The following is a 20,720-nucleotide window of genomic DNA, read 5'->3' as shown; positions in this document are numbered from 1 at the left end:
ACGCCCTGCACGCTCGCCCGGCCGGGTGGTGGCCCGGTTTCACGCCGCCTTGCGCGCAAATCCCAGCACCGCCTCCAGCATGCGCCGCAGGTGCGGCTGCACCTGCGCGGCCAGCGCGGGCAGGTAGTCAAACGGCAACGCCTCCTGCATGTAGCTGCATTGGGTCATTTCCAGCTGGACGGCATGCACCCCCTGCCCCGGCTGGCCGTAGTGGCGCGTGATGTATCCGCCCTGGAACCGGCCATTGAGCACGGCGGTGTATCCCGTGGCGGCCTTGGCGATGGCCAGGAGCTCCTGCGCCAGTGCGGTGTCACAGCTCGCGCCGTTGGCGGTGCCCAGGTTCAGGTCCGGCAACCTGCCCTCGAAGAAGCGCGGAAGCACCGAGCGGATCGAGTGCGCATCCCACAGCATGGCCACGCCGTGCCGGGCGCGGATGCGGTCGAGTTCGGCGCGCAACTGCGCGTGGTAGGGCGCCCAGACGGCATCGCGGCGCGCCGCGATCTCCGCCGGCCCCGGCACATCCCCCTGGGCATAGATGGGGGTGTCGTCGAAGGTGTCGATGGGGCACAGCCCCGTCACGCTCTGGCCCGGGTACAGGCTGGCCCCGTCGGGCGGGCGGTTCAGGTCCACCACGTAGCGCGAATGGGTGGCCACCAGGATCGATGCCCCCATGTCGCGGGCAAATGCATACAGGCGGTCCATGTGCCAGTCGGTGTCGGGCACCTGGCGGGCCTCGTCGGTGAAGCGGGCGGCCAGGGCGGGCGGCACATAGGTGCCCGCATGGGGCATGGAGATGAGCAGCGGCTGTGTGCCCTGGTGAAAGACGAATGGCGGGTGGGTGGTGTCGGTCATGGCGGATTCCGTCAAGGGGTGGAAGTGGGTTGGGCTGCCTGCATCAATCCGGCGCAATGGTGGCAGAGCGCGCAGCCACAAAGGCCTGCGCGGCCGTCTCGTGCAGCGCATGGCGGCCCTGGGATACGCGGCACACGCCCGCCACCCACAGGCTGTCGATGGCCGAGGTGCGGTGGCTGCCAAACACATGGGCCGAGAGCATGCTGTGCGGCGGCAGGTCACGCAGCGCCACATGGTGCGCATCGAGCGCCAGCATGTCGGCCTGCTGGCCCACAGCCAGACCGGCGATGGCGCGCCCGGCGGCCTGCGCCCCTCCCTGCACGGCCTGCAAGGTCATGGCGGTAGCCACCTCGGCCTGTGCGGTGCTGGCCAGCACGTTGCGCTGGTGGCGTTGCAGGCGCTGGCTGTATTCGAGCATCAGCAATTCTTCGGCCGCATTCACACAGGCGTGGCTGTCCGAGCCCACACCCCAGCGGCCGCCGTGCTGCAGCCACAGCGGCATGTCGAAGATGCCGTCACCCAGGTTGGCCTCGGTGGTGGGGCATATGCCGGCCACAGCGCCGCTGCGGGCAGCGCCCGCGTATTCGGCAGGCGTCATGTGCGTGGCGTGCACCAGGCACCAGCGCGCATCCACGGGGGCGTGCTGAAGCAGCCATTGCACGGGACGCTGGCCGCTCCAGGCGATGCAATCCTCCACCTCCTGCGTCTGCTCCGCTATGTGAATGTGGATGGGGGCCTGCGGATTCAGGGCGGTGAGGCCCCGCACGGCAGCCGCCAGGCTGTCGGGGGGCACGGCGCGCAGGGAATGCGGCGCCAGGCCCAGAGCCGCCTTTTGCGCCTGTGTGGCGGGCGCCAGACGCTCTAACAATGAGAGCATATTGTCCGTGCTGCGAATGAACCGGGCCTGGTCCTGGCGGGGGGGCGTGCCGCCAAACCCGCTGGTCTGGTACAGCACGGGCAGCAAGGTGATGCCCATGCCCGCATTGCGCGCAGCGCGCAGCAGCGCCAGTGACAGCGTGGCATCATCGGCATAGGGGGTGCCACCCTGGTCGTGGTGCACATAGTGGAACTCGCACACCGCGGTGTAACCCGCCTCCAGCATCTCCACATACAGCCAGGTGGCGATGGCTTCCAGCGATTCCGGCGTGATGCGTGCGGCAAAGCGGTACATCAGGTTGCGCCAGCTCCAGAAGCTGTCCTGGCTTTCTGCACGGTATTCGGTCAAGCCAGCAAAAGCGCGCTGGAACGCGTGCGAATGCAGGTTGGGCATGCCGGGCAGCAGCGGCCCTTTTGCCACGGGCACCCCCGCTGGTGCCACCGAATCGGCCGCCACGCCAGTGAGGCACCCGTCGCCGTTCCATTGCACCAGTACGTTGCGCGCCCATCCGGTGGGCAGCAAGGCGTGGGCCGCGAAGAGGCTGCGGCCTGTCGATTCGTGATCAAGCGCCATGGCGGGCTCCTTGTGCGGCGCAGATTCCCATGCCATCGTTCGCCACGCGGCCCTGGCGCACGATGGTGGCCGCCGGCTTGTGTCCAAACCAGTAGGCCAGTTCAGCCGCCTCAGCCACGGGCCACAGCACGAAATTGGCAGGCCGGCCTGCGGCGATGAGGCCGAGCGAGTCCTGCAGTCCCAGCGCGCGGGCGGCGTGCGTGGTGATGCCCGCCAACGCCTCGGGCACCGTCAGGCGGAACAGCGTGCAGGCCATGTTGGCCATGAGCAGCAAGCTGAGCGCGGGCGACGTGCCGGGGTTGTGGTCGGTGGACACGGCCATGGGCACACCCGCAGCGCGAAGTTGCGCAATGGGCGGCAGCTGCGTGTCGCGCAGCGTGTAGTAGGCGCCGGGCAGCAGCACGGCGACGGTGCCAGCGGCCTGCATGGCGTCAATGCCGGCCTGCGACAGATGCTCGATGTGGTCGCACGACAAGGCGCCATGGCGCGCGGCCAGCGCCGAGCCGCCCATGTCCGAGAGCTGCTCGGCGTGCAGCTTGACGGGGATGCCGAGCTGCTGCGCAGCGCGAAAGACCTGCTCGGTCTCGGCCAGCGTGAAGGCGATGCGCTCGCAGAACACATCGACCGCATCGACCAGCCCCTCGGCGGCCAGCGCGGGCAGCATCTCCTGGCACACCAGATCGATGTAGTCCTGGCTGCGGCCCGCGTATTCGGGTGGCAGCGCATGCGCGCCCAGGAAGGTGGTGCGCACCGTGACGCCAAACGCTTCGCCCAGGCGGCGGGCCACGCGCAACTGCTTGCGCTCGTGCTCCAGCGCCAGGCCGTAGCCGGACTTGATTTCGATGGCACACACGCCTTCATCGAGCAGCGCCTGCAGGCGCGGCACGGCCAGCGCGAACAGCTCGTCCTCGGTGGCCGCGCGCGTGGCGCGAACGGACGACACGATGCCCCCGCCCGCCTTTGCCACTTCTTCGTACGTGGCACCGGCCAGGCGCATGGCAAATTCATTCGCGCGCTGGCCGCCATAGACCAGATGGGTGTGGCAGTCCACCAGGCCCGGCGTGGCCAGCGCACCGCCGCCATCGAACTGCGGCAGCGCGGCATGGGCGGCGGGCACGGCGCCCTGGGGGCCCACCCAGCGCAGCATGCCGCCTTGCACCACCATGGCGGCAAGTTCCCCCGCCGGCAAGGCCACATCGGGCACGGCGAGCCCGGGCACCAGGCGCAGGTTGCGCCACACGCCATCGGCGGAAGAAGTGGGAGACATCATGCGCACTCCGAAGAACTATGATTTTGATAGCTTCTAACGCTTTATGGATAAGCTATAGAAGCATTTTTATTGTATTGATCAGCGATTCAGACGGGCACCAGCAACACCTGCAACAGCACACTGTCGCCGGCGCTGGACTCGGGCTCGGCACTCCAGCCGCGGTCCTCGTCCGCCCACCACAGACCCGCATCCGGCGCCAGCACCACGGCCTGCCCGCTGCTTGCCGCCAGGGGCGCCATGGCCCAGCGGCCCCGCACCGCCAACAGCAGACCGGCAGGCCGGGCCGGCAGAACCGCTGGGCTTCTGAGCACCTGCACCGCGCCCTGCCAGCGGCCCCGGCGCGCCATCAGGTTGAAGTCCTGCGACGTAGCACCCAGCAGGTCGCAGTCCATGCCGCCGTCGCCCGCAAAGGCAAAGGGCTGGAGCGGCTGGTCCAGGCGGTGGTCAATGCCGGTGCCTGGCTGGCGCAGGTGCACGCCATCGCCCGTCAGCAAGGTGATGACCCGGTCCACCCCGGGAAAGCGCGAGAACGGGCCGCTCTGCGCAATCGTGGCCACGCTGACCCGCCAGTCGAAATGCTCCATGTCGGCGCCGGGTGGCCAGCAGGCCAGTTCGCGTGTGGCGCCGCCGCCGTTCTTCCACGGGGTGCCGGGCGTGGTGGCCAGGTCAAAACGTTGCATGGCCTGCGTGGTCACTTGACCATCGGCAGCTTCAGCCCCTGCTTTTTGGCTGTCGCCACGGCCAATTCGTAGCCCGCGTCGGCATGGCGCATGACGCCGCTGCCGCAGTCGTTGACCAGCACGCGCGCCAGCCGCTCCCTCGCAGCATCCGTGCCGTCGGCCACGATGACCATGCCCGAGTGCTGCGAATAACCCATGCCCACGCCGCCGCCGTGGTGCAGGCTGACCCAGGTGGCGCCCCCCGCCGTATTGAGCAGGGCGTTGAGCAGCGGCCAGTCGCTGACGGCATCGGTGCCGTCCTTCATGGCTTCCGTCTCGCGGTTGGGGCTGGCGACCGAGCCGGTGTCGAGGTGGTCGCGGCCGATGACGATGGGGGCCTTCAGCTCACCGTTTTTCACCATTTCGTTGAAGGCCAGGCCGGCCTTGTCGCGTTCGCCCAGGCCCAGCCAGCAGATGCGCGCGGGCAGGCCCTGGAAGGCGATGCGCTCGCCCGCCATGTCGAGCCAGCGGTGCACATGCTGGTTCTCGGGGAACAGCTCCTTGATCTTGGCGTCGGTCTTGCGGATGTCCTCCGGGTCGCCCGACAGCGCCACCCAGCGGAACGGGCCCTTGCCTTCGCAAAACAGCGGGCGGATGTAGGCGGGCACAAAGCCGGGGAAGTCGAACGCGTTCTTGACGCCTTCGTCCAGCGCCACCTGGCGGATGTTGTTGCCATAGTCCACGGTGGGAATGCCCATGGCCTGGAAGTCGAGCATGGCCTGCACATGCACGGCGCAGGACTTTGCTGCGGCCTTCTTCAGCACTTCATGCTGGGCCACGTCCTGCTGCGCGGCGCGCCACTGCGCCACCGTCCAGCCTGCGGGCAGGTAGCCGTTGACGAGGTCGTGGGCCGAGGTCTGGTCGGTGACCAGGTCGGGCTTCAGGCCACCCGCCTTGGCACGCTTGACCAGCTCGGGCAGCACCTCGGCCGCATTGCCCAGCAGCGCGATGGAGATGGCCTCCTTGGCGGCCGTGTGCTGGCGGATGAGTTCGATCGCGTGGTCGATGTCGCGTGCCTGCTTGTCCACGTAGCGCGTGCGCAGGCGAAAGTCGATGCTGCTTTGCTGGCATTCGATGTTGAGCGATACCGCGCCCGCAAAGGTGGCGGCCAGCGGCTGCGCGCCGCCCATGCCGCCCAGGCCGGCCGTGAGGATCCACTTGCCCGCCAGCGAGCCGCCGTAGTGCTGGCGGCCGGCCTCGGCAAAGGTCTCGTAGGTGCCTTGCACGATGCCCTGGGTGCCAATGTAGATCCAGCTGCCCGCCGTCATCTGGCCGTACATGAACAGGCCCTTGCGGTCCAGTTCGCTGAAGTGCTCCCAGTGGGCCCACTTGGGCACCAGGTTGGAATTGGCCAGCAGCACGCGCGGTGCGTTGGCATGCGTCTTGAACACGCCCACGGGCTTGCCGGACTGGATGAGCAGCGACTCGTCATCGTTCAAGTCCTTGAGCGAGGCGAGGATCTGGTCGTAGCACTCCCAGTTGCGCGCGGCGCGGCCGATGCCGCCATACACCACCAGATCCTGCGGGCGCTCTGCAACCTCGGGGTCGAGGTTGTTCTGGATCATGCGGTAGGCCGCTTCAGTCAGCCAGCTCTTGCAGCTGAGCTGGCTGCCGCGCGGGGCGCGGATCACGCGGCTGGCGTCGTGGCGGGGGTCGGTGGTGGAGGCGGCGGCAATGAGGGCGTCGTTGGCGTTCATGGTGGGCTCCTGTGAATCAGTGGGTGTGCGTGGAAAAAATCAGGCGAAGCTGGGCAGGCATTGCGTGAGCGCTGCAGGCCATGTGGACTGCTGGGCCCAGGCGCGCATGGCTTCGATGTCGGGTGCGAGGTAGCGGTCCTGCTCCAGGTAGGCCACGCGCTCGCGGATGGCGGCGAATTGCGCTTCGATGAGGGGGGAGGACTTGAGGCTGCGGTCGAATTCCATGCCCTGTGCGGCGGCCATGGCCTCGATGCCGACCATCACCGCCGCATTACGCACCATGTCGGCCAGGCGGCGTGCGCCGTAGGTGGCCATGGAGACATGGTCTTCCTGGTTGGCCGATGTGGGCAGGCTGGTCACGCTGCTGGGGTTGGCCAGGCACTGGTTTTCGGCGGCCAGGGCGGCGGCGGTGACCTGCGCAATCATGAAGCCCGAGTTCACGCCGCTGTCGCGGATCAGGAAGGCGGGCAGGCCCGAGAGGCCGGGGTCCAGCAGCAGCGACAGGCGGCGCTCGGAGATGGCGCCGATCTCGGCCACGGCCAGCGCAATGATGTCCGCCGCAAAGGCCACCGGCTCGGCATGGAAGTTGCCGCCGGAGATGACATCGCCATTGTCGAAAACGAGCGGGTTGTCCGAAGCCGCATTCGCCTCGGTGGCCAGCACGCGCGCCGCGTGGTGCAGGTTATCGAGGCACGCGCCCATCACCTGGGGCACGCAGCGGATGGAATACGGGTCCTGCACCCGGCCGCAGTGGGGGTGGGAGGGGTCGATGGCGCTGCCGTCGAGCAAGGCGCGCACGGCGGCCGCCACGGCGATCTGTCCGGCCTGGCCGCGCGCCTCATGGATGCGTGCGTCAAAGGGCTTGACCGAGCCCTTGATGGCTTCGAGCGACAGGCAGCCCGCAACCAGCGCGGCAGCCAACACGCTCTCGGCGCCGAACAGCCCGGCCAGCGCCAGCGAGGTGGACACCTGCGTGCCGTTGAGCAGCGCCAGCCCTTCCTTGGGGCCCAGCACAAAGGGCTGCAGACCGATGGAGCGCATGGCCTCCGCGCCCGATACCACCTCGCCGTCCACCTTGGCCTGCCCCTCCCCGATCAGCACGCAGGCCAGGTGCGCGAGCGGTGCCAGGTCGCCCGATGCGCCCACCGAGCCCTTGGCCGGAATCACGGGCAACACGTTGGCATTGGCCATGGCCAGGAGTGCGTCCACGACCTCGGGCCGTATGCCCGAGTGCCCGCGCGCCAGGCTGACGGCCTTGGTCGCGAGGATGAGCCGCACCACCTCGTCCGGCAACGCATCGCCCGTGCCCACGCTGTGCGACAGCACCAGGTTGCGCTGCAGCTCGGCCAGGCGTTCGTGGGCGATCTTGGTGCTGGCAAGCTTGCCAAAACCGGTGTTGATGCCATAGACCACCTGGTCTTCATCGACGATGCGCTGCACCGTGGCTTGCGAAGCCTGCATGCCGGCGCGGGCCACCGGATCGAGCGTCAGCGGCAGGGGTGCGGCATGGATACGGCGCAGCTCGGCCAGCGTGACATGGCCAGGGCGCAGGGTCAGTGGGGACTGGTGGGTGGTAGGCATGGAATGTCCTGTATATACAAGTAACAATGAGCGCAATGCGAAGAGGGTGGCAAGAGGACTTCAGCCCTGGACCGGGTTGCCGTCGGTGCGGAACCGGCTGCCCAGCCGGTACCGCGAAGCGGGGTGCAGGCAACGCACCACGGTGATGGGCACGCCGCGCGACCAGGTGCGCCGCGTGAGCAGCAGGCAGGGCTCGGCCACGTTCATCTCCAGCAGCGCCGCCTGCTCTGGCGTGGGCATGACGGCATCGACCACATGCTCGATCTGGTCGAAGGGGACATTGCGCACCAGGTATTCGGAGGGCTGCTGCTGCGAGAAATCCTGCTGGGCGAATTGCGGCACCTGGCCGGGATGGACATAGCGGTCTTCCAGCTGCACAGGCAGGCCGTCCTCGCGGTGGATGCACAGCGAATGGAAGACCGACTCGCCCGTGCGCAGGTCCAGCGCAGCGGCCACCTCCAGACTGGCCGAAATGCGCTCGACCGAAAGCAGGTCGCAACGGTAGTCGTGCCCGCGCTGGCGGATCTCGGTCGCCAGGTTGGCGATCTGCAGCAGTGTGGACTGGGGCTTGTCCTCGGCCACAAAACTACCCACCCCGGCCACCCGCACGATGCGGCCCTGCTCGACCAGTTCGCGCAGGGCGCGGTTCACCGTCATGCGGGAGACGCCGAACTGGGTCACCAGATCGTTTTCGGAAGGCAGCCGGTCACCGGCGCGCCAGACTCCTTCCTGGATCTTGCGCGAGATGTGGTCTTTGATCTGCTCGTACAGCGCCATGGCCTGTGCGGGCGCGGGCGCAGGCGCGCTGCGGGCCGGATGCGCGGCATGGTGAGGACGGCGAACGGTAGGGTGGGTCATGGCGGGCAACGCTGCAGGTGGTTCAGTGCAGATCGGCGGCCAGCGACTCGGCCCGGATCTCTTCCGTCAAACGGGCTTTGAGGTCCATGAACTCGGGGCTGGTCTTGATCGTGTAATGGCGCGGGTGCGGCAGGTCCACCGCCAGCTCGGTCTTGATGCGGCCGGGCCGGGCACTGAACACCGCCACGCGGTTGGCCATGAAGATGGCTTCGTCGATGTCGTGCGTGACGAACATCACCGTCTTGCGCTCAGCCTCCCAGATGCCCAGCAGCAACTCCTGCATGAGCACGCGGGTCTGGTTGTCGAGCGCGCCAAAGGGCTCGTCCATGAGCAAAATCTTGGGGTCGTTGGCCAGCGCGCGGGCAATCGCCGTGCGCTGCTGCATGCCACCCGAGAGCTGCTTGGGAAAATGCTGCTCGAAGCCGCGCAGGCCCACCTTGCTGATGAAGTAGTCGCTGCGCTCCTTTTGCTGCGCAGCTCCCATGCCGCGCTCGCGCAGGCCGAAGCGGATGTTCTGCTCGATGGTCAGCCAGGGGAACAGCGTGTAGCTCTGGAACACCATGCCGCGGTCGGCGCCCGGGCCCTCGACCGGTCGTCCGTCGAGCACGACCTGTCCGGAGGTCGGAAAGTCCAGGCCGGCCACGATGCGCAGCATCGTCGATTTGCCGCAGCCCGAGGGGCCCAGAATGGTGACGAAATCGTTTTCGCGCACCTCAAAATCCACGGGCAGCAAAGCCTGCGTGGCCTGGCCGCGGGCCGACGTGAAGGTGCGCGAGACGCCGCGGATCGACAGTTGGTTCAGTGCGCTCATTACAGGTTACTCCAGGCGAACAGACGGCGGTTGAGCGTCTTGAACGCCAGGTCCGAGATCAGGCCGATGATGCCGATGATGATGATGCCGAAGATGATCTGCCCGGTATTGAGCAGGGCCTGGCTGTCCATGATCATGTGGCCGATGCCCGAGGCAGAGCCGATCAGCTCGGCCACGATGACGTAGGTCCAGGCCCAGCCCAGCACCAGGCGCAGCGTTTCGGCAATGCCCGGCGCGGCGCCGGGAATGAGCACGCGGCGCACGATGCCGCTGCTGCCGGCACCCAGGGTGTAGGCCGCCTCGACCAGGTCACGCCGGGCGCCACCCACGGTGACCGCCACCATCAGCACGATCTGGAACACCGAGCCAATGAAGATGACCAGGAGTTTTTGCGTCTCGCCAATGCCGGCCCACAGGATCAGGAGCGGGATGAACGCCGACGCAGGCAAGTAGCGGCAAAAGGAAATGAAGGGCTCGAAGAACGCCTCCACCGGCTTGTAGGCGCCCATGGCAATGCCCAGCGGCACCGCGATGACCGTGGCCAGCAAGAAGCCCCCCATCACGCGCCACACCGTCATGCCGATGTCGTGCAGGAAGTTGTACTCGGTGAACAGCAACCAGCCTTCCTGCACCATGGTGACCGGGCTGGCCAGGAAGGTGGGCGAGACAAAGCCGCCCAGCGTGAACCCTGCCCACACCAGCACGAAGAGGACGAAGAAGCCCATGCCGAGCAGGGATTGCAGGCGCGGGCTGATGGGGTCCAGCGGCTTGATGGATCGCTTGCGCCAGACGACCGGCACCGACGCCATACCGCGCACCGGCGTGGAAACAGAATGGGTTTGCATGGCAGGACGGCTCCGGCTTACTTGATGAAACTGGCGTCGAAGGTGGCGTTGAGGTCAGCCGGCGCCTTGCGGATCACGCCAGCCTCCAGCAGGATGGGCACCGAGTCCTTCATGAACTGCATGAGTTCGCCCGAGAAGAATTTCTGGTTGGCCGCCTTGTCCTGCCAGCGCAGGAAACCCGCCGACTTGGCAAACTGCTCGCCGCTTTGCTTGACAGCGGCACCCATGATTTCATGCGCCTTGGCCGGGTCCGCCTTGATCAGCTCCACCGCCTCGAAATACGAGTTGGTCAGCGCCTGCGCAGCCTGGGGGTTGGCCTTGAGCCAGGTGGGCGCGCAGCCCACGGTGTCCATCACCATGGGGTAGTCGAGCGTGGTGGCCAGGATTTTGCCGGCCTGGGGGTTGGCACGCACGGTCGACAGGTAGGGCTCGTAGGTCATGGCGCCATCGTTCTGGCCCGAAATGAAGGCCTGCGCCGCGGGCTGCGGCTCCAGCGAGACCAGCTTCACGTCCTTGATGGTCATGCCGTTCTTGTTGAGCATCCAGGCCAGGCCAAAATAAGGCGCCGTGCCGGGCGCGGAGACGCCAATCGCCTTGCCCTTGAGGTCGGCAAAACCCTTGACGTCGTTGCGCACCGCCAGGCCATCGGCGCCGTAGGACTTGTCCATCTGGAAAATCTGCACGATGGGCACGCCATTGGCGTTCCAGGCGACATGCGTTTCGACCGTGGTGGCGGCGCACTGGATGGCTCCGGACGCCAGGGCCAGGTGACGGTCTTTCTGCGGAATCATGCGCAGATCCACTTCCAGACCGTTTTTCTTGAAGATGCCGGCCTTGTCGGCCAGTGTCAATGGCGCAAAACCGGTCCAGCCCGACATGCCCAGCGTGATCTTGGTCTGTGCGCTGGCCGGAACCGCCATGGCGGCGATGACGGCGCCGACTGCGAGCAGTGCGGCATTCTTGATGAGTGACTGGGCCATTGGGACTCCTTTGCAGTGTGAAGCGTCAAAGTGGGATGGGCGGCATCCACCCAGCCGCCCTAAGCCATTGCATTGTGCAATCTTGCCCATACCTGTATATACAGGTGAAACCCTAATACGCCCACACCCCTGTGCAGGGTCAGTTCTGCACGCCGGCCCTGCGCGTCAGATCATCGGCCTGCGGGGCAAACACCGCCTGCACGGCCCGCGCAAAGGGTTGCGCCAGAGCCGCCGGTGACGCACCGCTGTCGGGATAGGCCAGCACCACCGACTGCACCGCCAGACGCCCCCGCAGCCTGCGGCAGGCGACGCGCTTGCCGTCATGGCTGCGGTCGCTCACCGGGCGCGTGGTCAGCAGGGACACGCCCAGCCCATTGGCAACCAGGCCGCGCACCGTCTCCAGCGAAGGGGACTCGCAGACGATGCGGGGCGTGACACCCGCACTGCGAAACAGCGACAAAAAATACTCCCGGCTGTGCGGCAGGTTGATCAGCACCAGGGGCTCACGCGCCAGCTCGCTCAGCCGCAGGCTGCTGGCTGCCGCCAGCGGATGCCCCCAAGGCAGCAGGGCGTAGGGCACCAGGTCCACCACCGGCTCGAGTCGCACGCCGCTGCGGGCCAGGCCCAGGTCGTACAGCAGGGCCACATCCAGTGCCCCGCGCGCCAGCATGCGCATCAGGCTCTCGGTGTCGTCTTCGTGGAATTGCACCTCGATGGCCGGGTGCGCTGCCCGCAGGTGCGCCAGGATGACAGGCAGCCAGCGCGGGGCCAGTGTGCTCAGACACCCCACACGCAACAGCCCCGCGAGCGCACCCGAGCGCGGCCCGGCCAGGGTGCGCGCCTGCTCCAGCAGGGCCTGTGCCGCGCGGTGGCGCGCCACGCCGGCGGCCGTGAGCTCCATGCCCCGCGCATGCAGACGCACGAACAGCGCTTCGCCCCAGAGCACCTCCAGATCGGCAATGGCCTTGGAGACGGAAGGCTGGGACACACCCAGCGCCTGTGCGGCCCGCGCCGCACCACCGTGGTGGGCTGCGGCCGCAAAGTATTCGAGCTGGCGCAGATTTATTTGCATCATTTTTATTGATCCAATTCATCAAAAAACAATTCTTTCTTTTAATTCAATTGTGCGCCACCATGCATTTTTGCAACGTGCTGGAGCCCCAACATGCCCCCCGCAACACTGCCGCTCGACGGCATCCGCATCCTTGATTTCACCCGGGTGCTCGCTGGCCCGCTTTCGACCGCCTTGCTCGCGGACCTGGGCGCCGAAGTCATCAAGATCGAGCCGCCCCAGGGCGACGACTACCGCGCCATTGGCCCCATGCAGAACGGCGAAAGCGCGCTGTTCACTGTCATGAACCGCAACAAGAAAAGCGTGGTGCTGGACCTCAAGTCCCCCGAGGCGGTGGCGCTGGTGCATGCCATGGCGGCGCAGGCCGATGTGGTGGTGGAGAACTTTCGCCCCGGCGTGGCTGAGCGGCTGGGCATTGGCGCCGCCAGCCTGCAGGCACTGAACCCCAAGCTGGTGGTGATCAGCGTCTCGGGCTTTGGCCAGACCGGGCCACTGGCGCACCGGCCCGCCTACGACATCATCGTGCAGGCCATGAGCGGCCTGATGGAGGCCACAGGCGAGCCCGATGGTGCCCCCACGCTGGTGGGCGAGGCCGTGTCCGACGTGGTGGCCGGGCTCTTTGCCTCATGGGCTACGCTGGCGGCGCTGCTGCAGGCACAGCGCACCGGCCAGGGCCAGCATGTGGATGTGGCCATGTTCGACACCACGCTGAGTTTCCTGGCCACCTCGATGGCGCGCTACCTGTTCACCGGAAAACCGGCACGGCGCGTGGGCAACCGCCATCCGCTGTCCGCGCCCTTTGGCGTATACCGCGCGCAGGACGGCCACTTTGCCCTGGCCGTGCTCAACAAGAAGCTGTTCGACGCGCTGGCCTGCGCCATGGCCCAGCCCGCGCTGGCCAGCGACCCGCGCTTTGCCACCGACGAATCGCGCTCGGCCGCGGAGCCTGCCTTGCGGGAAGCGATTGAAGCCTGGGCGGGCACCCTGCCCGTGGCGCAGGTGGTGGCCCTGCTCGATAGCGCCGGCGTGCCGGCAGCCCCCATCTGGAACATTGCGCAGGCGCTGGAGTCGCCGCAGGCCGTGGCGCGCGAACTGCTGCGCCCGGTGCGCGACGAGCGCCTGCCCGGCCTGCGCCTGCCCACCCAGCCGGTGCGCTTTGGCGGCGCCGCACCCAACCGGGCCGAGCGCGCGCCGGCACTGGGCGAACACACGGACGCGCTGCTCATGGCCCTGGCCGGCTGCAGCATGGCAAAACTGGCCGAACTGCGCGCTGCCGGCGTGTTTGGCCCCACCCACTGAAAACCCTCCAGGAGACATCACATGACCGAACGCATGGGCATCACCACAGAAGACCGCGCACTGGCCGACGCCGTGGCCCGCTACGCCGCCGAAGCACTGGCGCCCCAGGCGCAGGCGCTGGACGAACAGGCGCTGTGCGCCACCTGCCATGTCCCGGGCCTGTCCGCGCTGGGCGTGATGGGAATGAACATTCCCGAGCAGTTCGGCGGCCCCGGGGTGACCCCCACGGCCATGCTGCTGTCGCTGGTAGAAATATCCCGCGCCTGCGCAGCCACGTCATCGATGATCGGCGCCCACTACCTGGGCACCGATGCGGTGCTGATCGGTGGCGACGACGCGCAGCGTGCGCGCTGGCTGCCACGCTGCGCCAGCGGCGAATGGCTGGCCGGTTTTGCGCTGACCGAGCCGCGCGGCGGCTCCCACCCGGCCGAATTGAGCACGCGCGCCGTGCGCACCACCACCGCCCAGGGCGAGGTGTACCGCATCGATGGCGTGAAACACTTCATTTCCAACGCGGGCAAGGCGCAATTTCTGGTGGTGTTTGCCAAGACCGACCCGGCCGCCGGGGCGCGTGGCGTGAGCGCCTTCATCGTGCCCACCAGCACGCCGGGGGTGCACGTCTCGTCGCCCGAAAAACTCATGGGTATCCGTGGCGGCCACGCCTTTGAGGTGTCGTTCGACGCGGTCGATGTGCCGCTGGACCACCGCCTGGGCGCCGAGGGCACCGGCTTCAAGACCGCCATGAAGGTGCTGGACAACAGCCGGCTCGACGTGGCGGCCACCTCCCTGGGCATTGCCGAGGCGGCGCTGGACGCGGCCGTGCAATGGGCCAGGACACGCCAGATCGGCGGCGAGCCGCTGTCGGGCAAACAAGGCATCCAATGGATGCTGGCCGACATGAAGCTGCGCCTGGAAGCCGCCTGGGGCCTGACCCTGCAGGCCCTGGCGCTGCGCGAGGCGGGGCAGCCGTTCACGCTGCAATCGGCCATGTGCAAGCTCTACGCCTCGGAAATGGTGGCTTTCGTGACCGATGCAGCCCTGCAGATCCACGGCGGCTACGGCTTTACGCGGGACATGCCGCTGGAACGCTATGTGCGCGATGCACGCATCCTGCGCATCTACGAAGGCTCGTCGGAGATCCAGCGCAACATCATTGCGCGCACCGTGCTGAACTGACCCGGCTTCCGGGCTTCGCCGGGTGCTCGGCAGCACCTCGTTGTCGCCCTTCACGTCGCGCGGAAAGTCCTTGAAGCGCTCGCCCGCGCCATCGGTGCCCGTGTAGTGAAGGGCTTGCATAGCCCGCTCTTGTAGAAAGCCGGACTGCGCGGCCTGGATTAATCGACCTTCATACGAGCCAACAAGGATTGCGCCGACCGCAGAGCGTCCTGGCGCACGGATTCATCCACCGTCGGAAGCTCGACGCCGTCCATCCCGTCCACAAACATGGGGCCACCCACATCGTCGTCGTAGCTGGAGCCATTCTCGTGAATGGCCCGGTAGTCACCTTGGGTGAGGTCCTTACCCAGCAGCCTGGCGTAGTGAAACCAGGTCCATACCTTGAGCGGATCGTCCGCGTGCCACGACTCCATGAGCTCTCGCATGGCCCGCATGTCGCCACGCTCGGCCGCCAATGCCAACCAGGCGGGCGCCCATTCATAGCGGCCTACGCGCTGCGCGAGGTCGGCGATCCACAAAGGGTCGGCACGAACCTGCGGCGCCTGAAGATCAAAGAAGCGATCATCGCCATACCGGTCTGCCAGCAGCAACAACGCATCGTGCTGGCCCAATGCGGCGGCGGCGTTGAAGTGGTCGCGGGCGGTACTGCTGCGCGTGGCACGGTCGCGCGATGCCGCCGCGCGCCGCTGGATGCGCTCTGCATAGCCCTCGGCCCATTCCAGTTCGACGCCCTTCAGCACCTCGCCCTTCTGCTGGCGCTCGTACCAATACAAGCCAGCCCGCGAATCGGGCAGGTCGCCCATGTCTTCGTCTTCCTCAGCGCCGTCTCCGCCCTGGTGCCCAGCACCCACGCGTGCTCCACGCTCGACCAGAAGACCCAGCGCCAGGTGGGCGCGCCCCTCGCCCTGCTCGGCTGCCTTTTGCAAGGCTTGGCGCACGAAGGGGCTGTCCAGGCGTAAGGGTTCCGGATCTTCTGGCCAGGCGTCGGGATCGTCGTCCAACGCGGCGTAAAGTGACTCGTAGTACGCATCGTCGCGCGGTGTTTCACGGTAAAGCTCTCGACTGCCCGAAAGCAGGGCCGCCAGGATGTCTTCCCATGGCACCAGGCCCAGCGCTTGCGCTGCCATGTCCGCGCACAGGGCGCCCGCCAATGGCCCGCAGCGCTCACGGGCCATGCCCAGGGCCTCGGCCCGCGCCGCGCAAGGCCCAGGATGCAAAGTGCCGTAGTGCGCCAGCAGTGGCTGCGATGGCAGAGGGCACAGCAGGCCATGGGCCTTCAATGCGGCATGGGAGCCAAGCCCCAGCGCAGCGGCCATCAGTTCGTAGACGTGAGATCGCTTGACGTCGGCACTGTCGGCGCCCGCAATCGCTTGGAGGTGGGTTTGCGCCTGGTGCGCAAACAAGGAGATGCTGTTCATGTGAAACCTTTCTTCAGCGAGCGCGCAACGCCGGGAAAGTGCACACGTTTAAGCCCCGACGGCGCACTCAGTGAATAGAGGCCGCACGAAATGAATGGAGAGCAAGAAAACCGCCTTTTTTTGCTCGTGTGCAAGCAGGGTGGGCACCGGGCGGGATTGTAAGCCGGTGATTGGCACTGTCTATGCGATTGACATGATCATGCCGTTCCAACAAACCAGACAGACTAGTCTGATTAACAAGGAGCCATCATGCACACTTGGCAGTTGCAAGATGCGAAAAGCCGCTTCAGCGAACTCGTGGAGTGCGCGCTGAGCGAAGGCCCCCAGTTGCTGACGCGCCGTGGCAACGACGCCGTCGTGCTCATAGCGGCACCCGAGTACCGGCAGCTGGCAGGCGAAGATGCGCTGGTTTCCCAGCTGTTGAAGGCGCCACGCGGCGAGCCGCTGGACACGACGCGGTCAGCCGAACCCATCCGCGCGTTGACTCTGGAGTGACCTGGCGTGAAATACCTGCTGGACACTTGCCTGCTGTCAGAACTGGTGCGGCCCGCTCCCCATCCTGCGGTGCTGGACTGGATGGGCGCGCGCACATCTGTCGAGCCGTTTTTCGCGGCCCTGACCTTGGCCGAACTGGAGCGGTGCATCGTTCGCCTGCAGCCTTCTCGCCGGCAAAGCGAACTGGCCCATTGGCTGACAGGGGTGCAGGCGGGGTTTGGTCAACGGGCTCTGGCTTTCACGCGCGACACAGCGGGGTACTGTGCGCGCAGACCGAGGCGGCGGGTAAGCCCATGGCAGCCTTTGATTCGCTGATCGCCGCGACAGCACTGGAACATGGCCTGGCCGTGGTCACGCGCAACGTGAGCGACTTCGCCGGCGCGCCCGTGGTGCTAATCAATCCCTGAGAGACGGTGCCCGGAGCACAATAGCCGCTTTGCCTGCGCGCAGGTTCTGCCCTGCAGTTTCAGGCAAAAATAGGCCTCCAGCGCTTGATGGACAAGCGCTACCAGCTATCAAATTCAGAGTTTCCGTTGTCCCTCCGTCCGTCCCTTTCCGCCTCGCCCGCCCACACCGTCCTGCACGACGTCTTTGGCTACGAACAATTCCGCGGTCCCCAGCAGGCCATCGTCGAGCATGTGATCGCCGGCAGCGATGCGCTGGTGCTCATGCCTACGGGCGGCGGCAAGTCGCTGTGCTACCAGGTGCCGGCCATCGTGCGCCAGCAGCAGGGGCGCGGGGTGACCATCGTGGTTTCGCCGCTGATCGCGCTGATGCACGACCAGGTGGGCGCGCTGCACGAGGCGGGGGTTTCTGCCGCGTTTCTCAACTCCACGCTGGGTTTTGACGAGGCGCAGGATGTGGAACTGCGGCTGCAGACGGGCGACATCACCCTGCTGTATGCCGCGCCCGAGCGGCTGAACACGCCGCGTTTCCTGGGCCTGCTCGACAGCCTGTACCAGGGCGGCCACCTCAGCCTGTTTGCCATCGACGAGGCGCATTGCGTGAGCCAGTGGGGCCACGACTTCCGCCCCGAGTACCGCGCGCTGTCGGTGCTGCACGAGCGCTATGCGGGCGTGCCGCGCATCGCACTCACGGCCACGGCCGATGCGCTCACGCGCGCCGACATCATCGAGCGGCTGCAGCTCGAAGACGCGCGCCTGTTCATCAGCAGCTTCGACCGGCCCAACATCCGCTACACGATTGTCGAAAAAAAGGACGCCACCACCCAGCTGCTGCGCTTCATCGAACGCGAGCACGCGGGCGAGGCGGGCGTGGTGTACTGCCAGTCGCGCAAACGCGTGGAGGAGCTGGCCGCCACGCTGAGCGACGCGGGCATCTCCGCCCTGCCCTACCACGCGGGGCTGGACACCAAGGTGCGCCAGCGCAACCAGGATCGCTTCCTGCGCGAGGAAGGCATCGTGATGGTGGCCACCATTGCCTTTGGCATGGGCATCGACAAGCCCGACGTGCGCTTTGTGGCCCATGTGGACATGCCCAAGAACATCGAGGGCTACTACCAGGAGACGGGCCGCGCAGGGCGTGATGGCCTGAACGCCGATGCCTGGATGGCCTATGGGCTGCAGGACGTGGTCAACCAGCGCCGCATGATCGACGAGAGCCCGGCGGGCGAGGAGTTCAAGCAGGCGCTGCGCGGCAAGCTCGACGCGCTGCTGGCGCTGGCCGAGGCCACCGACTGCCGGCGCGTGCGGCTACTGGCCTACTTTGGCGAGCAGTACGGCGCCAAACTGCCCGCCGCCGGGCCGCCCCAAGGCGGGCAGGGCCCCCTCGGGGGGCAGCGAGGACACGAAGTGCCGAGCGTGGGGGCGACATGTGGCAACTGCGACAACTGCATCAGCCCCCCTGCCGTGTGGGACGGCACGGACGCGGCACGCAAGCTGCTGTCCACCATCTACCGTGTGCAGCAGGCCAGCGGCCTGAGCTTCGGCACCGGCCACATCATGGACATCGTGCGTGGCAAGGACACGGAGAAGGTCCAGCAATTCGGCCACGAGAAGCTCTCGACCTTTGGCGTGGGAAAGGACTATTCCGAAGCACAGCTGCGCGGCGTGCTGCGCCAGCTGCTGGCCACCGGTGCCGTGGGCCTGCACAAAGTCATGCTGGAGAGCGGCCACAGCTTCGACACCCTGGGCCTTACCGAAGGCTCGCGCGCCGTGCTCAAGGGCGAGGTGCCGGTGCAGCTGCGCGAATCGGTGTCATCGACCCCTGCCAAACGCAGCCGCAAAGGCAGCGCCCCACCCGCCGCGGCCGCCAACCTGGGGCCCGATGCACAGGTGCGCTTCATCAACCTCAAGGCCTGGCGCGCCGAGGTGGCGCGCGAGCACAACCTGCCCGCGTATGTGATCTTTCATGATGCCACGCTGGCGGCCATTGCCGAGCGCAAGCCCGCGTCGCTGGACGACCTGCAGGGCATCAGCGGCATGGGTGCCAAGAAACTGGAGGCGTACGGGGCCGAGGTGCTGCGGGTGTGTACCGGCGCATAGCCCCGGCTGGATGCGCAAGCCGGTGGGAGGCATGCACGCCCTGCCGCGAAGGCCGACAAAATGCCAGCGCAAAACGCGCTGGTCCTGCTTGATACACCTCAAGCATTGAGCGCAATATCAACATCAATGGCGCACCAATGTGTCCTGATTTTCCTGATTTATCAACAAATCAGCGACCAATACACTGATCTCACCTTCTGTATGAACGGGGTTGCCAGGCAAAGGCCCAAAAGGTTTCGCCGCCTCGCACGTGGAAGGTGTACCGTTGTCGAGGTCATCATGTCATCGCTCCCACTCACTGCTTCTTCGAGCGCCTCCCGCGAGGCGGCCGATTTCCCGATGCGCGTCCTGCGCATGCTCGTGGGCCTTTTCTACCTGCCCCATGTGCTGTCCAAGATCGTCGGCTTTGCGGGCACCGTCGTGTTCTTCGGCAAGGCCGGGTTCCAGCCGCCGGAGGTGTTTGTGGTGTTCTCCGGCATCCTGGAACTGGCGGTGGGAGTGGCGCTGCTGCTGGGCGTGTTCACCAAGTATGCGGCGCTGCTGTCCGCCGGCTTGATGGTGGTGGCGGCGGGCGCGATCATGATCGTCAACGGCGTGGGCTGGTACTGGAACAAGGCCGGGGTGGAATACCTGGTGTTCTGGGCCGTGGCCTCCCTGGTGGTTTTTGCCGACGCATGGCGCAAGGAACCGGGCCTGCTCGGCTGGGTGCCCGGCCGCGGCTGAAGCCAGTGCGCATTCCCACGTGACCAGGGCGGCCTACGACACAACGTGGCCGCCCTGGTCGCTTTCCTGTGGGTGCGCCACCGTGTGGTTGACCGGAACATTGCAGGGCTGCACCTTCCATAGCGCGACCCCCGCGCTGGTCAATGAGTTGCCCAGTGCCTGCAGCTCGTCGGACGGGAACAGGCCTGCATGCCAGGTGGTGCGGCACTCATGTGCCACGCCGCTGGCCAGCAGAAGGCCCAGCGACTCCCAGGCCCGCACCCCGCTGCCCGGCACACCCGTGATGGCATCGAACCGATGGGGGGGACCCTTGATGTCCAGCCCCACCCAGTCGAGCAGAGGCAGCACGGCCGCGAGGCGTTCAGGGTACATGCCGCCGGTGTGCAGGCCCGTGGCAAAACCCATGGCGCGGATTTCCGCCAGGGCGGTGGGCAACGCGGATTGCAGGGTGGGCTCGCCGCCAGAAAACACCACGCCGTCGAGCAGGCCCTGGCGGCTTGCGAGAAACGCCCGCACCTGCGGCCACGGCATCGCGCCGGGCACCGTGGCGTCGAGCAATTCAGGGTTGTGGCAATAGCTGCAACGCCAGGGGCAGCCCTGGCAGTACACCACCGCCGCGAGCCGCCCCGGGAAGTCAATGGTGGTGAGCGGCGTGAGGCCGCCCACGCGCAGCGCTTCAGCAGGCGCTGCTGCCGCCACGCGCCTGCTCCGCAAAGAAACGGCGCTCGTGGTGCTCGCCCTGCTTGCCGGTGTTGAAACTGGCCACCGGGCGGTGGTAGCCCATCACGCGGGTCCAGACCTCGCAGGGCTGGCGTTCGTCGTCAGTGAGCTGAACGGCGGCCAGGGCGGTGTGTTCTGCGGGCGAAAAGTGGCTCATGAAGTGCTCCTTGGTTGAAATGCTGTGGTGTGGATCGCCATAAAGGCCTGATGGAAATCTGCCGGGGTTTCTAGCGCTCTGCCCTGCTCTGCT

General features: G+C 67.0%; 20 protein-coding genes. 6 read left to right on the top strand and 14 right to left on the bottom strand.

The window, feature by feature from the left end:
* Window positions 1–39: 39 nt before the first annotated feature.
* From hutG to K225_RS0101985, 11 genes are all read right to left on the bottom strand, one after another.
* Window positions 40–852 (bottom strand): N-formylglutamate deformylase, encoded by an 813-nt coding sequence (hutG, locus tag K225_RS0102035; protein ID WP_026434852.1) that lies wholly within the window; start codon window positions 850–852, stop codon window positions 40–42.
* A 43-nt stretch (window positions 853–895) separates the two neighbouring features.
* Entirely contained in the window at window positions 896–2,302 is a 1,407-nt protein-coding gene (locus K225_RS0102030) for a formimidoylglutamate deiminase (RefSeq protein WP_026434851.1), read from the bottom strand.
* The gene (gene hutI / locus K225_RS0102025) at window positions 2,292–3,569 is read right to left on the bottom strand and encodes an imidazolonepropionase (protein WP_026434850.1); all 1,278 of its coding nucleotides are present in this window, start codon (window positions 3,567–3,569) and stop codon (window positions 2,292–2,294) included. The genes K225_RS0102030 and hutI overlap by 11 nt, the downstream gene beginning before the upstream one ends.
* An 89-nt stretch (window positions 3,570–3,658) precedes the next feature.
* A complete protein-coding gene (locus tag K225_RS20190; protein ID WP_034711626.1) occupies window positions 3,659–4,252 on the bottom strand; it encodes a HutD family protein in 594 nt (197 codons plus the stop codon).
* Window positions 4,253–4,263: 11 nt separating this feature from the next.
* Window positions 4,264–5,988 (bottom strand): urocanate hydratase, encoded by a 1,725-nt coding sequence (gene hutU / locus K225_RS0102015; protein WP_026434849.1) that lies wholly within the window; start codon window positions 5,986–5,988, stop codon window positions 4,264–4,266.
* Window positions 5,989–6,027: 39 nt separating this feature from the next.
* Window positions 6,028–7,569, bottom strand: a complete 1,542-nt coding sequence (hutH, locus tag K225_RS0102010) for a histidine ammonia-lyase (protein WP_026434848.1) — start codon at window positions 7,567–7,569, stop codon at window positions 6,028–6,030.
* Between the two features lie 60 nt (window positions 7,570–7,629).
* Window positions 7,630–8,427, bottom strand: coding sequence for a histidine utilization repressor (gene hutC, locus K225_RS0102005; protein WP_026434847.1), 798 nt, complete (start codon window positions 8,425–8,427; stop codon window positions 7,630–7,632).
* 22 nt (window positions 8,428–8,449) lie between these two features.
* On the bottom strand, window positions 8,450–9,229 hold the full coding sequence (locus tag K225_RS0102000; RefSeq protein ID WP_026434846.1) for an ABC transporter ATP-binding protein: 780 nt from the start codon (window positions 9,227–9,229) through the stop codon (window positions 8,450–8,452).
* 8 nt (window positions 9,230–9,237) lie between these two features.
* Window positions 9,238–10,047: an ABC transporter permease gene (locus tag K225_RS0101995; protein WP_155885209.1), complete on the bottom strand. Its 810-nt coding sequence runs from the start codon at window positions 10,045–10,047 to the stop codon at window positions 9,238–9,240.
* A 53-nt stretch (window positions 10,048–10,100) separates the two neighbouring features.
* On the bottom strand, window positions 10,101–11,063 hold the full coding sequence (locus K225_RS0101990) for an ABC transporter substrate-binding protein (protein ID WP_026434844.1): 963 nt from the start codon (window positions 11,061–11,063) through the stop codon (window positions 10,101–10,103).
* Between the two features lie 139 nt (window positions 11,064–11,202).
* On the bottom strand, window positions 11,203–12,138 hold the full coding sequence (locus K225_RS0101985) for a LysR family transcriptional regulator (RefSeq protein ID WP_026434843.1): 936 nt from the start codon (window positions 12,136–12,138) through the stop codon (window positions 11,203–11,205).
* A 90-nt stretch (window positions 12,139–12,228) separates the two neighbouring features.
* On the opposite strand from K225_RS0101985, the gene K225_RS0101980 reads away from it, so the two are divergent.
* Together K225_RS0101980 and K225_RS0101975 are read left to right on the top strand one after the other, a co-directional pair.
* The gene (locus K225_RS0101980) at window positions 12,229–13,434 is read left to right on the top strand and encodes a CaiB/BaiF CoA-transferase family protein (RefSeq protein WP_026434842.1); all 1,206 of its coding nucleotides are present in this window, start codon (window positions 12,229–12,231) and stop codon (window positions 13,432–13,434) included.
* A 21-nt stretch (window positions 13,435–13,455) separates the two neighbouring features.
* Window positions 13,456–14,610, top strand: coding sequence for an acyl-CoA dehydrogenase family protein (locus K225_RS0101975; protein ID WP_026434841.1), 1,155 nt, complete (start codon window positions 13,456–13,458; stop codon window positions 14,608–14,610).
* A gap of 158 nt (window positions 14,611–14,768) precedes the next feature.
* On the opposite strand, the gene K225_RS20185 is transcribed toward K225_RS0101975, so the two are convergent.
* Window positions 14,769–16,028: a hypothetical protein gene (locus K225_RS20185; RefSeq protein WP_034711581.1), complete on the bottom strand. Its 1,260-nt coding sequence runs from the start codon at window positions 16,026–16,028 to the stop codon at window positions 14,769–14,771.
* A gap of 249 nt (window positions 16,029–16,277) precedes the next feature.
* Here K225_RS20185 and K225_RS0101965 point away from each other — a divergent pair, with 249 nt between their 5' ends.
* From K225_RS0101965 to K225_RS20175, 4 genes are all read left to right on the top strand, one after another.
* Complete coding sequence (locus tag K225_RS0101965; RefSeq protein ID WP_026434840.1) at window positions 16,278–16,523, top strand: type II toxin-antitoxin system Phd/YefM family antitoxin; 246 nt, start codon at window positions 16,278–16,280, stop codon at window positions 16,521–16,523.
* Window positions 16,524–16,529: 6 nt separating this feature from the next.
* Window positions 16,530–16,838, top strand: a complete 309-nt coding sequence (locus K225_RS20180; RefSeq protein ID WP_238323165.1) for a type II toxin-antitoxin system VapC family toxin — start codon at window positions 16,530–16,532, stop codon at window positions 16,836–16,838.
* A 179-nt stretch (window positions 16,839–17,017) separates the two neighbouring features.
* Window positions 17,018–19,027, top strand: a complete 2,010-nt coding sequence (locus tag K225_RS0101955) for a RecQ family ATP-dependent DNA helicase (protein ID WP_238323164.1) — start codon at window positions 17,018–17,020, stop codon at window positions 19,025–19,027.
* A gap of 279 nt (window positions 19,028–19,306) precedes the next feature.
* Entirely contained in the window at window positions 19,307–19,750 is a 444-nt protein-coding gene (locus K225_RS20175; protein WP_051248590.1) for a DoxX family protein, read from the top strand.
* 33 nt (window positions 19,751–19,783) lie between these two features.
* Here K225_RS20175 and K225_RS20170 read toward each other — a convergent pair whose 3' ends face one another.
* Complete coding sequence (locus K225_RS20170; protein WP_051248589.1) at window positions 19,784–20,449, bottom strand: anaerobic ribonucleoside-triphosphate reductase activating protein; 666 nt, start codon at window positions 20,447–20,449, stop codon at window positions 19,784–19,786.
* Window positions 20,427–20,627 carry an anaerobic ribonucleoside-triphosphate reductase gene (nrdD, locus tag K225_RS0101940; RefSeq protein WP_026434838.1) on the bottom strand — a complete coding sequence of 67 codons (201 nt, stop codon included), beginning with the start codon at window positions 20,625–20,627 and terminating at the stop codon, window positions 20,427–20,429. Before nrdD ends, K225_RS20170 begins: the two co-directional genes overlap by 23 nt.
* Window positions 20,628–20,720: the final 93 nt, after the last annotated feature.

This window comes from Acidovorax sp. JHL-9 (genome assembly GCF_000426205.1).
Lineage (GTDB): Bacteria > Pseudomonadota > Gammaproteobacteria > Burkholderiales > Burkholderiaceae_C > Acidovorax > Acidovorax soli.
The sequence above is the reverse complement of the archived record's forward strand: the minus strand, read 5'-3'. Positions and strand labels throughout refer to the sequence as shown.

Excerpts from the sequence above, each read along its gene's own strand:
- K225_RS0101955 (WP_238323164.1), top strand. The coding sequence starts at position 17,018 with ATGGACAAGCGCTACCAGCTATCAAATTCAGAGTTTCCGTTGTCCCTC.
- K225_RS0101965 (WP_026434840.1), top strand. The coding sequence starts at position 16,278 with ATGCACACTTGGCAGTTGCAAGATGCGAAAAGCCGCTTCAGCGAACTC.
- K225_RS20190 (WP_034711626.1), bottom strand. The coding sequence starts at position 4,252 with ATGCAACGTTTTGACCTGGCCACCACGCCCGGCACCCCGTGGAAGAAC.
- nrdD (WP_026434838.1), bottom strand. The coding sequence starts at position 20,627 with ATGAGCCACTTTTCGCCCGCAGAACACACCGCCCTGGCCGCCGTTCAG.
- hutC (WP_026434847.1), bottom strand. The coding sequence starts at position 8,427 with ATGACCCACCCTACCGTTCGCCGTCCTCACCATGCCGCGCATCCGGCC.
- K225_RS20175 (WP_051248590.1), top strand. The coding sequence starts at position 19,307 with ATGTCATCGCTCCCACTCACTGCTTCTTCGAGCGCCTCCCGCGAGGCG.
- K225_RS0101995 (WP_155885209.1), bottom strand. The coding sequence starts at position 10,047 with ATGGCGTCGGTGCCGGTCGTCTGGCGCAAGCGATCCATCAAGCCGCTG.
- K225_RS0102030 (WP_026434851.1), bottom strand. The coding sequence starts at position 2,302 with ATGGCGCTTGATCACGAATCGACAGGCCGCAGCCTCTTCGCGGCCCAC.
- hutU (WP_026434849.1), bottom strand. The coding sequence starts at position 5,988 with ATGAACGCCAACGACGCCCTCATTGCCGCCGCCTCCACCACCGACCCC.
- K225_RS0101985 (WP_026434843.1), bottom strand. The coding sequence starts at position 12,138 with ATGATGCAAATAAATCTGCGCCAGCTCGAATACTTTGCGGCCGCAGCC.
- hutI (WP_026434850.1), bottom strand. The coding sequence starts at position 3,569 with ATGTCTCCCACTTCTTCCGCCGATGGCGTGTGGCGCAACCTGCGCCTG.
- K225_RS0101990 (WP_026434844.1), bottom strand. The coding sequence starts at position 11,063 with ATGGCCCAGTCACTCATCAAGAATGCCGCACTGCTCGCAGTCGGCGCC.
- hutH (WP_026434848.1), bottom strand. The coding sequence starts at position 7,569 with ATGCCTACCACCCACCAGTCCCCACTGACCCTGCGCCCTGGCCATGTC.
- K225_RS0101980 (WP_026434842.1), top strand. The coding sequence starts at position 12,229 with ATGCCCCCCGCAACACTGCCGCTCGACGGCATCCGCATCCTTGATTTC.
- hutG (WP_026434852.1), bottom strand. The coding sequence starts at position 852 with ATGACCGACACCACCCACCCGCCATTCGTCTTTCACCAGGGCACACAG.
- K225_RS20185 (WP_034711581.1), bottom strand. The coding sequence starts at position 16,028 with ATGAACAGCATCTCCTTGTTTGCGCACCAGGCGCAAACCCACCTCCAA.
- K225_RS0101975 (WP_026434841.1), top strand. The coding sequence starts at position 13,456 with ATGACCGAACGCATGGGCATCACCACAGAAGACCGCGCACTGGCCGAC.